Raw genomic sequence first — 14182 nt, 5'->3', positions numbered from 1 at the left:
TTGGGATGTTTGCGGATATTCAAAACAAATAACGGAGCAATGCTTCTGCACCCTCCGTTATTTGTTTCATTGCTTTATTTTTCATTCCTTATAGCGTAACTCCAGTCTTGAAGATGGCTATTTCGCGGTAGTTTTTCTTTTCATTGTTTACCCATTCTCCGCTTGCCACTTGGATGACATAGTCGGTAAAACGGCGGCAAGTTACTTCCATCGGTTCGTTTTCTACGATTACTCCAGCATTAAAGTCAATCCATCCGGGCTTGTGGGCAGCAAGGCGGGAATTGGTGGATATTTTCATTGTGGGGACGTAAGTGCCGAAAGGTGTACCGCGTCCAGTAGTAAAGAGTACGAGGTGGCAGCCGCATGAAGCCAGAGCTGTAGCTGCTACTAAGTCGTTGCCTGGTGCCGACAGTAAGCTTAAGCCTTTCGTCTGCAAGCGTTCGCCGTAAGGCAATACCCCCGACACATAACTCTTTCCGCACTTTTGTGTGCATCCCAAAGCTTTTTCTTCCAGAGTGGAAATGCCTCCAGCCTTGTTTCCTGGAGATGGATTTTCGCCTACAGGTTCGCCGTGTGACAAAAAGTATTCTTTGAAGTCATTTATCAGGTGTACGGTCTGTTCGAACAGTTCCGGAGTTTTACAGCGGTTCATCAGGATGGTTTCGGCGCCGAACATTTCCGGTACTTCGGTCAGGACAGAAGTGCCGCCTTGTGCGATGAGGTAGTCAGAGAACATGCCCAGCAGCGGATTGGCTGTAATGCCCGAGAATCCGTCCGAGCCTCCACATTTTAGTCCTACGCGCAGTTCCGAGAGTGGGACATCGGTGCGGACATCCTGCTTGCATTTGGCATACAGGTCCCGCAGAATCTTCATGCCTTCTTCCAGTTCGTCGTCCACTTTCTGTGCTACCATAAATTTGATGCGCTCTTCATTATACGTACCGATAAATTCACGGAAGATGTCCGGCTGGTTGTTTTCACATCCCAGTCCTACTACCAGTACGGCTCCGGCATTGGGGTGAAGCACCATGTCGCGCAAGATTTTCTTGGTGTTTTCGTGGTCATCTCCCAGTTGCGAGCAGCCATAGTTGTGGGGGAAAGCTACGATGGCATCAATGCCTTCCTCGTTTGTTTCCCGGCGCAAGGTTTCGGCAAGTTGGTTTACGATACCGTTCACGCAGCCCACGGTCGGAATAATCCATATCTCGTTACGGATGCCCACGTCACCGTTTTTACGCCGGTAACCTTTGAATGTACGGTTTTCGTAGGGGATGTCTAGCGCTACTTCGGCCGGCTGGTACGTGTATTCCAGCAATCCGGCAAGGTTGGTCTTGATTTCCTTTTCCGAAATCCAGCTTCCTTGCGGTACGTGCTTTGTGGCGTGTCCGATGGGATATCCGTATTTGATGATGTTGTCGCCTTCATTAAAGTCCGTCAGTGTCACCTTGTGTCCGGCGGGAATGTCTGTTTTCAGCACGATGTCCTGACCGTCTACGGTAATGGTTTCGCCTGATTTCAACGGGGTGATTGCAACGGCTACATTGTCGGCAGGGTTGATTTTCAAATAAGTTGTTTCCATAAATAATTGGGTTTTTGAGTTTTTGAGTTTTTAAGTTTTTAAGTTTTTGAGTTTGTGGGTTTCTGTTATGAAGAACGTAAGAAGTCACAGACTCAAGAACTAAAGGTTAGTTATGATTGTTCCGGTGCATGTCCAGATAGAAGTCGATGTTTTCTATCGAAAGGAAATTGATGGGCATATAGTTGCATTCTTTGATAGTTTTCTTCAGGATTAAATGGTCGCACAGGCTTGCAATGCTGTTATAGCCTTGAAGTGAGGGTTGCTGGGCGATAATAAAGTCGATACTGCCTTTTCTCAGGCAGTTGACATTACGCTCCAACAGGTCATATCCCATCAGGTGAAAGTTTTTCCGGTGCTGCTTTTCCATGTATTCGCCAATGATATATGCTTTCGAGTTGAATGTAATGCCATAGGACAGTTCCGGATGTTCCCGGAAGAAGTCATTCAGCAACGTTTCATCCTCGCCCGGTCGTTTGGCATACAGGTTCAGTTCCAGCATTGTCAGGTTGGGATGATGTTCTTTCATATAGCTGTAAAATCCTTCTTCGCGATGCAGCTGCTGGTTCGAACCCAGCCTGCCTTCGTTTATCTGGCGGAATATTACCAGTTCGGTTTGGTCTTGCATCAGCATTTTCATGATGCGTGCGGCAAAGTATCCGCTTTGTTTGGCATGTTGCCCGTAAAAGGCAAGCGGTTTGAGGCTTGGGATGTTCGAGTCTATAAATATATAAGGTATAGAACGTGCCTGCAGCTCGCCGGCAAATCCGGTAGTTTCCGATTCGATGGTAGGAGAGATGACCAGTCCGTCGGGAGCCTCTTCCAGCAGTTTTTCTCCTGCCCGCCTGAAGTCGCCTGGCATGTATTGGTCGTAGTATCCGCTTACCAGTGATATATTGAAATCCGAGAATGCCTTGATAGCACGTTTCATCCCGTTTTCTACATACGTCCAGTATTCTCCTGCTGTATGTTGGGGCAGCAGGCAGGCAAAGACGTATTTCTTGTTCGATGCCAGTGCGCTGGCATACATATTCGGCTGGTAGTCTAGTTGTTTCAGGATATTTTCTACTTTTTTCCGGCTGGCTTCAGATACTCCGCTGCGTCCGTGAAGCACACGGTCGACCGTGCCTACTGATACCCCTGCCAGATGGGCTATGTCTTTGATTCGGATTCGTTCTGCTTGTTTGTCCATGTCTCTATACCTTAATAAAATGTGTTTTAAAAGATGGTTTAATGTGTGTGTTGAAAAAATATCGATACAAATATATTACTTTTTTTGGTATTTAAAAAATAAATCGTACCTTTGTGTGCGTACACAGAGCGGATAAATGTTTTCCTTTATGTGGAAAGTATGGAATTTAATCAAACAAGAAGTATAAACGATATAAAAATTATTAGCAATGGGAAAAATTGTTACTTTAGGCGAGATTATGTTGCGGCTGTCTACGCCGGGCAATACGCGGTTCGTACAGTCGGATAGTTTCGATGTAGTGTATGGTGGCGGCGAAGCGAATGTAGCTGTCAGCTGTGCCAATTATGGACATGATGCTTATTTTGTAACCAAATTGCCGAAGCATGAAATCGGACAATGTGCCCTCAACGCTTTGCGCAAATATGGTGTCAAGACCGATTATATTGCCCGTGGCGGTGACCGTCTGGGTATTTATTATCTTGAAACAGGTGCTTCTATGCGCCCGAGTAAAGTGATTTACGACCGTGCACACTCAGCTATCGCTGAAGCTGATCCTTCTGACTTCGACTTTGATGCTATCATGGAAGGTGCTGACTGGTTCCATTGGTCGGGTATCACGCCGGCTATTTCCGATAAAGCTGCAGAACTGACCAAATTGGCTTGCGAGGCTGCCAAGCGTCACGGAGTAACGGTATCTGTAGACTTGAACTTCCGTAAGAAATTGTGGACCAAGGAAAAAGCCCAGTCTATCATGCGCCCGTTGATGCAATACGTGGATGTTTGCATCGGAAACGAAGAAGATGCGGAACTCTGCCTGGGATTCAAGCCCGATGCTGATGTAGAAGGCGGAAAGACCGATGCGGAAGGCTACAAAGGCATTTTCACTGTCATGGCGAAAGAATTCGGATTCAAGTATGTTATCTCTACCTTGCGTGAATCGTTCTCGGCTACTCACAATGGCTGGAAAGCAATGATTTATAACGGTGAAGAGTTCTATACATCGAAGCGTTACGACATCAACCCCATTATCGACCGTGTAGGTGGCGGCGACTCATTCTCAGGCGGTATCATCCACGGTCTGCTGACGAAGCCGAATCAAGGCGAGGCATTGGAATTTGCCGTAGCTGCTTCTGCATTGAAACATACCATCAACGGTGACTTCAACCTTGTTTCGGTAGAAGAGGTAGAAGCACTGGCTGGCGGTGATGCAAGCGGTCGCGTACAACGCTAAATCTTTTTATTCACCACAGATTACACAGATAGGTTCATTTGATTTTAAAATAATCTGTGTAATCTGTGGTGAGAAATTTCATAAACTTAAAACTTTAAATTGTGGCAAAATTTGATAAGATAGCTGTGTTGAACAAAATCGGTTCAACCGGCATGGTGCCTGTGTTCTACCATAAAGACGCAGAAGTGGCAAAGAAAGTGGTTAAGGCTTGCTATGATGGCGGCGTGCGTGCTTTCGAGTTTACAAACCGTGGTGACTTCGCTCACGAGGTATTTGCCGAAGTAGTGAAGTTCGCCGCTAAGGAATGTCCTGAAATGGCGATGGGCGTAGGCTCTGTAGTAGACCCTGCTACGGCTGCGCTTTATATCCAGTTGGGAGCCAACTTTGTGGTAGGCCCGTTGTTCAATCCCGAAATCGCTAAGGTATGCAACCGCCGTTTGGTAGCTTACACTCCGGGATGCGGAAGCGTGTCCGAAGTAGGTTTTGCACAAGAAGTAGGCTGCGACCTGTGCAAGGTATTCCCCGGCGATGTATTGGGTCCGAAGTTGGTAAAAGGCATGTTGGCTCCGATGCCGTGGTCGAAACTGATGGTGACCGGCGGTGTAGAGCCTACCCAGGAAAACCTGACTTCATGGATCAAGGCTGGTGTGTTCTGCGTAGGTATGGGCTCGAAGCTCTTCCCGAAGGATAAGGTAGCGGCAGAAGACTGGGCTTACATTACCGATAAGTGTAAGGAAGCGTTAGGCTATATTGCCGAAGCGCGCAAATAAAGGAACTAAAGTTCATTTTGTTTAAAGGTGTATAAAGCGAGAGGCGTCGCAGGCATGCGGAAGCATGTTTTGCGACGCTTTCTTTTTGTGCAAAGCATATTCGGAAGGATGCCATTGCCTTTGCGGAAGCCTCCTATTGTTGTTTCGGGCATCTCCCTTTTACGTTCTCCAATTGGAAACCGTACGGTTTTCAATTGGAGAACATACGGTTTTGATATCAAAAACGTACGGTTTCCAATTGGAGAACGTAAAAAGGAGACATCTGAAAACCGATTGTCTTCCTTTCGAAAATAAATTGTTAAATGAATGTCCTCATTTTGCCAAATTGCTTGTAGGGGCGTATCGCATACGCCCGAAAGCGTCCACGTGGGTAAGTTGGTGCATCCGGGCGTATGCGATACGCCCCTACATTGGCTATTTGCGTTATACCCAGTGCGGTAAAAAAATGTGCAGAAGCAGCTTATATCTGCATGGTAATATATTCATAAAGTGACATTTGTGCGGGCAGGTCGATGTTCAGCCGCATGCGTAAGCGCAAGGTTTTGGTGCGGACTGATGTCGGGTTGATGCCCAGCAGCGAAGCCTCGTCGTTGGTGTCGAATCCGAACAGGTAGAGGCAGCAGTATGCCCACTCCGATTCGTTCAGGTCGGGACAGCGGTTGATGACGTAACGGCGCAGGCCGGGATATACCTTTTGCGCTTGTTGTTTGATTTGTTCCCATAGCTCTTCGCCGATGAGCGTCCGGGTGTTTTGCGGCTTCTTCTGCTTTGCCAGCTGGTGCAGTTTCTTATATACAGGCGAGCTTTCCAGCATGTTTTCCCGCAGGGTGCGGTAGCGGGCGGTCAGTGTTTCCATTTCTTCGCGCATCCGCTCCAGTGCCTTTTCCTCTTCTTCCGAATGTTTCAGCAGGGCGTTTTTCCGCTCCATCTCGATGGACAGTTCCAGCAGGCGGTTGCGTGTATCGCGCAGGTCGGCTTGTTGCAGCAGGAGTTTCTTTTCCGTCCGCTTGCGGTAGCCGAAGTAAATCCAAAGCACGATTAAGACTACTATCAGGCATACGGCGCAAGCCAGCAGATAGCCTGTTTGCCTGAGCCGAAGCTCGGCATTCTCGGTTTTCAGTTTTTGGTGCTTGTAGCGGTTTTCTATTTCGAGTATTTTCGATTCGTTGGAAGCAATAGATAAGGAATCATTGATTTCTGTGTATTGTTCCAAGTAGTTGAGGGCTTGCTCAAATTTTCCTTCCAACTTGGCTATTTCGTATAAATCAGAATATACGGCATAGCGGTTTATGCTTTCTTTCATAGGGATTTTTTGCAGCATTTCTTTGGCTTTCTGTAGCTGGTTGGTTTCTATGTACAAATGAGATAAAGCAAAGTAATCAGGAATAGGATTTGCGCTATTATTTAGAGTTTGATAAAAATACTTTTCAGCTAATTCGTATTCACCTTGCATTTGGTAGATATTGCCATACGCATTTAGAATGGAATGGTAAACATTTATGTCGTTAAATGTTTGGCAGAGGGAGTCAGCCCTTTGTAGATAGGTTAATGCTAACGATAAAGAATCCATGTAAGCATACCTTCGGCAAATATCCCTTAGTGCACAGACATAACTTCTTTTGTTATTGGCTTTTTGAAACCAAACGGCTGCTTCTTTTGTCTTTCTTAGTGATAGAGATGGGTAGTCTTGTCTTGCATACAGGTCTGCCATATATGAACAGGTATATCCCATTAGCTGGAAATCGTGCCTTTTCTCTGCGATAGTATATATGCGTGCGTATATTCATAGCTTTATCGCTTTCACCTTCATGGGCATGTGCCATGCCTAAATAGAATCCGGCTTTCAGGCATTCTTCTTCCGTGCCTTGTTTCTTGTACCAATTGAGTGTCCTTTCCATGTCTTCGATAGAAGGAACGGAAACATGAGAGGTGCGGTGCGAAAGCTCTGCTTTCAGCATGCACCAGCGCGCAAAGCTTCCGGCATTTAGTGTATCCGTATCGATGGAAGCCAATAAAGCGTAGGCACTGTCCGGTTGTGCTGGCATCAGGTTTTCTACCTTATTTAATAAAGTAGGGCTTGCCGGATGGTTATTGCATCCACCTAAAATGGTTGCAATAATCAAGACAAAAAATGGGTTAATAAAAATAGTTAATGAATATCCGCATTTTACCCAATTTGCTTGTAGGGGCGTATCGCATACGCCCCGAAGACATCCACGTGGATAAGTAGATGCATTCGGGCGTATGCGATACGCCCCTACATGGGATGTTTGTGGATATTCATTTTATAAAAACATCGTTAGCAAAGGAATGCTAATCACCGAAAGCAGGGTGGTGATAAACGTGCCTTCCGCCATGATGACTTCCCCTTTCCCATACTGGATGCAGAACAGAGTGCCGTAGGAAGCTACGGGCATTGCTGCCAATACCACGTTGATGTTGGCGATGGTTTCCTCTACCCGGCACAGGCGCGAGAGGTATAATATCAGGAGGGGAACCAGCATCAGGCGGAGGGCAGACATGAGGTAGATAGCCGTATTGCTGAACATGCGCCAGATAGGGACCTGGGCAATGGAAGAGCCTACGATGAGCAGGGCGGCGGGCACGGTGATGTTTCCCAAGAGGACGAAAGGCGTGCTGAGCACTTTGGGAGGTATCCAGCCGGTCACTACAATCAGAATGGAAAGGTAAGACGCAATCATCGCCGGACAATAGAGCGTGCGCCAATCGAAGCGTACCTTGCCTTCTCCTCCCGAAACGAAGAGGGTGCCGAACACGAATATCAGCAAGGTACTGGGGAAATTGAGGATGCAGGCATAAAACACCGCGTTTGCTCCGAAAATGGAAGCCACAATGGGATAGCCGATAAAGCCTACATTGCCGAAAGCCAGCATAAAACTATAGATACCCCGGTCGGCAGCCTTTACGGGCAGGATCCGTGGAAGCAGGAAAGCTCCGCCGATAAGAACGATATAGGTAGCGAATCCCACGACGAGCAAGGGCAGGATAAAGCCTTTGTCGGGAAGCGTGTCGCCCATTACGGAAGACAGAATCAGGCTGGGGCAGGTTACGTTAATCACCAGAACAGATAGCTTGCGGTCGAAATCCGCGTCCATCATTTTCTTTTTGCTCAGGAAGTAGCCGATGATTACGATGATGAACAAAATAATCATCTGCGTCACAATAGCGTTCATAAGTCTTTGTTTATTGTCGTTGCAAAGATAGAAAAGAGTTTTGATAGTGTGAAGCTCTTCACTTTATTTTCTCCGATAAGTTTGTTGGGCAGGGTATGAACTAATGTATGATGGAACGGCTTAGAATCTTCCTATACGTTTCGCACCGTTTCCGTAGAGACGATGTGCACATCGTCTTTACCATGTGCCGAAACAAATTAACGCTTGTTTATGTGAATATTAGCTGAAAAGTTTTCCGGATATTCTTTTTTCTTATAAATTTGCAGCCTAAATTCGGGAAGGGTATTTCCGAAGAAAAAACGAAAAAGATAAATGCATTCTATATGAGTAAGAAATTTACTGAATATTCACAACTGAACCTTTCTGACATCAACAAGGAAGTGCTGAAGAAATGGGACGAGAACGATGTGTTCTCCCGCAGTATGACGGAACGTGAAGGGCATCCTTCTTTTGTGTTTTACGAAGGACCTCCCTCGGCAAACGGTATGCCGGGCATCCACCACGTGATGGCGCGTACCATTAAGGATACTTTCTGCCGTTACAAGACGATGAAAGGCTTTCAGGTGAAGCGTAAAGCAGGCTGGGATACGCACGGGCTTCCGGTGGAACTGGGTGTAGAGAAAGCGTTGGGCATTACGAAGGAAGACATAGGCAAGACCATATCGGTGGCTGAATACAATCAGCATTGCCGCACGGACGTAATGAAGTTCACGAAGGAATGGACCGACCTGACCCACAAGATGGGCTATTGGGTGGACTTGGATAATCCGTATATTACGTATGACAACCGCTACATCGAAACCTTGTGGTGGCTCTTGCAACAACTTTATAAGAAAGGCTTGCTCTACAAAGGATATACCATCCAGCCCTATTCGCCTGCGGCAGGTACGGGGCTTAGCTCGCACGAACTGAACCAGCCGGGATGTTACCGGGACGTAAAAGACCTGACTGTGGTAGGGCAGTTCAAAATAAAGAACCCGAAACCAGAAATGGCGGAGTGGGGAACTCCTTACTTCCTGGCATGGACCACCACTCCGTGGACCTTGCCTTCGAATACCGCGCTTTGCGTAGGTCCGAAGATAGATTATGTAGCCGTACAGACTTACAATCCTTATACCGGCGAGAAGATTACGGTAGTTCTGGCAAAGGCTTTGCTTTATACACACTTCAACAAGAAGGCGGAAGGCATGGCGCTGGAAGACTACAAGCCGGGCGACAAGCTGGTACCGTTTAAGGTAGTGGGCGAATACAAGGGTCCCGACTTGGTAGACATGGAATACGAGCAGCTCTTCCCGTGGGTGAAGCCGGTAGAGCTGGACGAAGACGGAAACTGGCATGACGCTTCTGCAAAAGCTTTCCGTGTCATTGCGGGTGACTATGTGACCGTAGAAGACGGTACGGGTATCGTACATATCGCTCCTACGTTCGGTGCTGACGATGCTTTCGTGGCAAAAGCCGCAGGCATCCCTTCGCTCTTCATGATTAACAAGAAAGGCGAGACACGTCCGATGGTGGACCTGACCGGAAAGTTCTACCTGCTGGACGAACTGGACGAGAAGTTCGTTGCCGAGTGTGTGGACGTAGATATTTATAAGGAGTATCAGGGCAGATGGGTGAAGAATGCATACGACCCTCAGTTCACCGTCGATGGCAAATATGATGAGAAGGCGGCGCAAGCAGCTGAATCGCTCGATGTATATATCTGCATGAAGATGAAGCAGGCAAACCAGGCGTTCAAGATGGAAAAGCACGTGCACAACTATCCGCACTGCTGGCGTACCGACAAGCCGGTGCTTTACTATCCGCTGGACAGCTGGTTTATCCGCTCTACGGCTTGCAAGGACCGGATGATTGAGCTGAACAAGACCATCAACTGGAAACCGGAATCGACCGGTTCGGGACGCTTCGGCAAGTGGCTGGAGAACCTGAACGACTGGAATCTGAGCCGTTCGCGCTATTGGGGGACTCCGCTTCCTATCTGGCGTGACGAAGACGGTGCCGAAATCTGCATCGGTTCGGTAGAAGAACTGTATAATGAAATCGAGAAAGCGGTTGAGGCTGGTTTCATGGCGGAGAATCCGTACAAGAAACTGGGCTTCGTGCCGGGCAAATATACGAAAGAGAATTACGACAAGATAGACTTGCACCGTCCGTATGTGGACGATATCATCTTGGTTTCGCCTGCGGGCAAACCGATGAAGCGCGAGGCGGACCTGATAGACGTATGGTTTGATTCGGGTTCGATGCCTTACGCGCAATTGCACTATCCGTTCGAGAACAAGGAACTGGTGGATAGCCGCTCGTATTATCCGGCAGATTTCATCGCCGAAGGTGTAGACCAGACCCGCGGGTGGTTCTTTACCCTCCATGCGATAGCTACGATGGTATTCGATAGCGTGGCTTACAAGAATGTCATTTCCAACGGATTGGTGTTGGATAAGAACGGAAACAAGATGTCGAAACGTTTGGGCAATGCGGTAGACCCGTTCAGCACCATCGAGAAGTTCGGTTCCGACCCCTTGCGCTGGTACATGATTACGAACTCGGCTCCGTGGGATAACCTGAAGTTTGATACGGACGGAGTGGACGAAGTGCGCCGCAAGTTCTTCGGCACCTTATATAATACCTATTCGTTCTTTGCTCTTTATGCCAATGTAGACGGCTTTACCTATGCCGAGAAAGAAGTGCCGGTATCAGAACGTCCGGAAATCGACCGCTGGATTCTGTCTTTGCTCAATTCGTTGATAAAAGATGTAGATGCTTGCTTCAATGATTACGAGCCTACAAAGGCAGGACGCTTGATAACGGATTTCGTAAACGATAACCTGAGTAACTGGTATGTGCGCCTGAACCGGAAACGTTTCTGGGGAAGCGCGATGTCGCAAGACAAATTGTCGGCTTACCAGACCTTATACACTTGTCTGGAAACGGTGGCGAAACTGATGGCTCCGATTGCACCGTTCTATGCCGACCGCCTGTATATCGACCTGATAAAGGTGACGGAGCGTGACCATGTGGTATCGGTACACTTGGCAAACTTCCCCGTAGCGGATGAAAGCCTGATAGACAAGGAACTGGAAGCGCGTATGCAGATGGCGCAGGATGTGACTTCGATGGTACTGGCTTTGCGCCGCAAGGTGAATATCAAGGTGCGCCAGCCGCTTCAATGCATCATGGTTCCCGTAGTGGATGAGGAACAGAAACGTCACATCGAGGCAGTGAAGGATTTGATTTTAAGTGAGGTGAATGTGAAAGAGCTTCAGTTTGTAGAAGAAGCCGGTGTGCTGGTGAAGAAGGTGAAATGTGACTTCAAGAAACTGGGACCGAAGTTCGGTAAGCAGATGAAAGCCGTAGCAGCAGCTGTGGCAGAATTGTCGCAGGAAGCCATTGCTGAACTGGAACGGAACGGCAAATACAATCTTCAGCTGGCAGACGGCGAGGCACTCATCGAAGCTACTGATGTGGAAATCTACAGCGAAGATATCCCCGGCTGGCTGGTTGCAAACGAAGGCAAGCTGACCGTAGCGCTTGAGGTGACCATCACTGAATCCTTGCGCCGGGAAGGTATAGCACGTGAACTGGTGAACCGTATTCAGAACATCCGTAAGAACAGTGGTTTTGAGATAACCGACAAGATTCATTTGGTATTGTCAAAAAATCCGAATACAGATGATGCGGTAAAAGAATATAATACGTATATTTGCAACCAAGTGCTGGCAAACTCATTGGAACTGTCTGATGAGGTGCCGGGTGGTGTTGAACTGAACTTTGATGATTTCACGTTGTATGTGAAAGTGTCGAAACTCTAATTATTAACTTTAAAATTATTATTTTATGGCTGAAAAGACAAGATACTCTGACGCAGAACTCGAAGAATTCCGCGCTATTATCATGGAGAAACTTCAGCTCGCCGAGCGCGACTATGAAAAATTGAAAAGTAGTATCATGAATACGGACGGCAACGATACGGACGATACTTCCCCTACTTATAAAGTATTGGAGGAAGGTGCCAACACGTTGTCGAAAGAAGAGACAACCCGCCTGGCAGCCCGTCAGCTGAAGTTCATCCAGAACTTGCGTGCCGCATTGGTACGTATTGAGAACAAGACGTACGGCATTTGCCGCGAGACGGGGAAACTGATTCCGAAAGAAAGGTTGCGTGCCGTGCCTCATGCCACGCTGAGCATTGAGGCAAAGCAGCACGGAGTAAAATAAATGATTGAGTCGGCAAGGTATCGGTTGACAAGGTGACAGGGCTTTAAGATAGAAAGATAAAATGTCTGAAAGAACCTTGTCAACTTGTCAACTCGTTGGCTTGTCACCTATAATAAAGTGGATAGATGAAGAAGATTCTGACGCAAGGGCGTCTGGCGGCTTTGATAGTTTTCGTGGTATTGGTAATAGACCAGGTAATCAAGATTTGTGTGAAGACAGGAATGTACTTACACGAAAGCATTCATATTACAGATTGGTTTTATCTTGTTTTTGTGGAAAATAAAGGAATGGCTTTTGGAATGGAAATCCTTCCGAAGCTACTTCTTACGATGTTCCGTATTGTGGCAGTCATATTCATTACGTGGTATTTGTATAAGGCTACGCATCGGGCAGAAAAGTTGAAAACAGGGTATATCGTTTGTTTGGCTTGTATGCTGGCTGGAGCCATAGGCAACATCATTGATTGTGTGTGCTATGGTGAAATTTTCAGCGAAAGTACTTCTTATACACTGGCCCATTGGGTGCCGGTAGGTGAAGGATATGGCTCTTGGCTGCATGGCAAGGTGGTGGATATGTTCTATTTCCCTATTATTGATACTTATTGGCCCGACTGGATGCCTTTCTGTGGCGGTGACCGCTTTATTTTCTTCAGTCCCATTTTTAATTTTGCAGACGCTTCAATCAGTTGTGGAGTGATTGCAGCATTTTTGTTTTATAGTCGGACATTGGGACAAGAGTTTCAGAAAATGGAGAATACCAAGGAAGAAAAACAATCATGAGAACAACGACTGGATTGTATGTAGTATTGGCTTTAGGCTTGCTGGCAAGTTGCGGGAAGAAGATTCCCGATGACATTATCCAGCCGGATGCCATGGAGAGCCTGCTGTATGATTATCATCTGGCTTCTACCATGAGCACCTCGTTGCCGTATGCCGAATCGTACAAGAAAGACGCTTATTTGGATTATGTTTTCCAAAAGCATCAGGTGACCGAGGCCGAGTTTGACTCGTCGATGGTATGGTATACCCGTCATGCAGAGGAACTGGCAACAATTTACCGCAGCTTGCAGGAACGGTTGGAGAAAGAGGAAAAGCAGATGAAGGAAGTAGTGGCAAAGCGGGACAATCAGATTGATGTCTCGATGTCGGGCGATACGGTAGATGTATGGCAAGACCGTCCGTTGTATTGGCTCTCTGCTTCTCCGTTGACCAACAAGGTGGTTTTTGATTTGAAGACGGATACGACATTCAAGCCTTATGATGCCATGGAGCTGAAGGCTGATTTCCACTTTATCCCTTCTTCGGCGAAACAATCGGGCAAGGCTGTCATGGCACTTAATTTTTATTTCGATAACGACAGTGTGCAAGGCTTGACCCGCATGGTTACACATTCGGGGATGCAGCGTTTGTATCTGCGTCCCGATTCGGCTTTTGCCATTCAAAGCATCAGTGGTTTTGTTTATTTTATGGATGAAGAGTCTACGGGAACATCGTTATTGGTAAATGATATCCATTTGACCCGTTATCACGTAAAAGAGAAAGAAGCTGTTTCTGTGCCGGATACTGTTGCAGTCAGAGATACATCAAGGCTGGAGCGGAAAGAAAGAGTGGTAGGCCGTAGTCAAATACAACCTGTCAGGAAAATAGAGAACAGAAAATGAGACGTGTGGCTACGCACCGTGTTTACCAAGTGAATACAGGGGATTGGTTGTCTTTTCCGGTGCTTGAATTGGATGAAGCTGGGAATGTTGTCCGGATATATCCGTTGGCAGAGGAAATTAGTCATACAGAATGGTTGCCTGGCATGATTTTCGTGTCTCCTTTTTTTATAGAAAGAAAAGGTAGCGAGCCGTTTTCTGTTTTTTTTCATCGGCTGAATCAGGAAGTGGCATGCTTGCCTGTCAGTTCTTTGTCTTGCCGTGCCTATTGGCTTACTTCTTTCAATCTTTCTGCATTAGAATTTACTTCGGAAAGCCGTATCATTGCATTATAGTTGTCTGTTAAT

General features: G+C 47.0%; 12 protein-coding genes. 7 read left to right on the top strand and 5 right to left on the bottom strand.

Translation table 11 applies throughout. The features are described from left to right. Window positions 1–88: 88 nt before the first annotated feature. Window positions 89–1579: a UxaA family hydrolase gene (locus H9625_RS01125; protein WP_191762768.1), complete on the bottom strand. Its 1491-nt coding sequence runs from the start codon at window positions 1577–1579 to the stop codon at window positions 89–91. A gap of 106 nt (window positions 1580–1685) precedes the next feature. Then, window positions 1686–2768, bottom strand: a complete 1083-nt coding sequence (locus H9625_RS01120) for a LacI family DNA-binding transcriptional regulator (RefSeq protein ID WP_087211761.1) — start codon at window positions 2766–2768, stop codon at window positions 1686–1688. Window positions 2769–2976: 208 nt separating this feature from the next. Between H9625_RS01120 and H9625_RS01115 the strand changes: the two genes are divergently transcribed. Continuing rightward, the gene (locus H9625_RS01115; RefSeq protein WP_191762767.1) at window positions 2977–3999 is read left to right on the top strand and encodes a sugar kinase; all 1023 of its coding nucleotides are present in this window, start codon (window positions 2977–2979) and stop codon (window positions 3997–3999) included. A gap of 101 nt (window positions 4000–4100) precedes the next feature. Then, window positions 4101–4769, top strand: a complete 669-nt coding sequence (locus tag H9625_RS01110) for a bifunctional 4-hydroxy-2-oxoglutarate aldolase/2-dehydro-3-deoxy-phosphogluconate aldolase (RefSeq protein ID WP_191762766.1) — start codon at window positions 4101–4103, stop codon at window positions 4767–4769. Window positions 4770–5229: 460 nt separating this feature from the next. Here the strand turns inward: H9625_RS01110 and H9625_RS01105 are convergent, their stop codons facing one another. From H9625_RS01105 to H9625_RS01095, 3 genes are all read right to left on the bottom strand, one after another. Then, window positions 5230–6072, bottom strand: coding sequence for a hypothetical protein (locus H9625_RS01105; protein ID WP_191762765.1), 843 nt, complete (start codon window positions 6070–6072; stop codon window positions 5230–5232). Window positions 6073–6391: 319 nt separating this feature from the next. Then, a complete protein-coding gene (locus H9625_RS01100) occupies window positions 6392–6892 on the bottom strand; it encodes a hypothetical protein (protein ID WP_191762764.1) in 501 nt (166 codons plus the stop codon). A 162-nt stretch (window positions 6893–7054) separates the two neighbouring features. Continuing rightward, window positions 7055–7963, bottom strand: a complete 909-nt coding sequence (locus tag H9625_RS01095) for an AEC family transporter (protein ID WP_191762763.1) — start codon at window positions 7961–7963, stop codon at window positions 7055–7057. A 323-nt stretch (window positions 7964–8286) separates the two neighbouring features. Here H9625_RS01095 and ileS point away from each other — a divergent pair, with 323 nt between their 5' ends. The 5 genes from ileS (at window position 8287) to H9625_RS01070 (ending at window position 14170) form a co-directional block, all read left to right on the top strand. Further along, on the top strand, window positions 8287–11772 hold the full coding sequence (gene ileS, locus H9625_RS01090) for an isoleucine--tRNA ligase (RefSeq protein WP_191762762.1): 3486 nt from the start codon (window positions 8287–8289) through the stop codon (window positions 11770–11772). Between the two features lie 25 nt (window positions 11773–11797). Beyond that, window positions 11798–12178 carry a TraR/DksA family transcriptional regulator gene (locus H9625_RS01085; protein WP_013619469.1) on the top strand — a complete coding sequence of 127 codons (381 nt, stop codon included), beginning with the start codon at window positions 11798–11800 and terminating at the stop codon, window positions 12176–12178. A 125-nt stretch (window positions 12179–12303) separates the two neighbouring features. Next, window positions 12304–12957: a lipoprotein signal peptidase gene (locus H9625_RS01080; RefSeq protein WP_022038962.1), complete on the top strand. Its 654-nt coding sequence runs from the start codon at window positions 12304–12306 to the stop codon at window positions 12955–12957. Then, window positions 12954–13838: a DUF4296 domain-containing protein gene (locus tag H9625_RS01075; protein WP_022038961.1), complete on the top strand. Its 885-nt coding sequence runs from the start codon at window positions 12954–12956 to the stop codon at window positions 13836–13838. The genes H9625_RS01080 and H9625_RS01075 overlap by 4 nt, the downstream gene beginning before the upstream one ends. Further along, on the top strand, window positions 13835–14170 hold the full coding sequence (locus tag H9625_RS01070; RefSeq protein ID WP_022038960.1) for a hypothetical protein: 336 nt from the start codon (window positions 13835–13837) through the stop codon (window positions 14168–14170). The genes H9625_RS01075 and H9625_RS01070 overlap by 4 nt, the downstream gene beginning before the upstream one ends. Window positions 14171–14182: the final 12 nt, after the last annotated feature.

This window comes from Phocaeicola intestinalis (assembly GCF_014837065.1).
GTDB lineage: Bacteria > Bacteroidota > Bacteroidia > Bacteroidales > Bacteroidaceae > Phocaeicola > Phocaeicola intestinalis.
The sequence above is the reverse complement of the archived record's forward strand: the minus strand, read 5'-3'. Positions and strand labels throughout refer to the sequence as shown.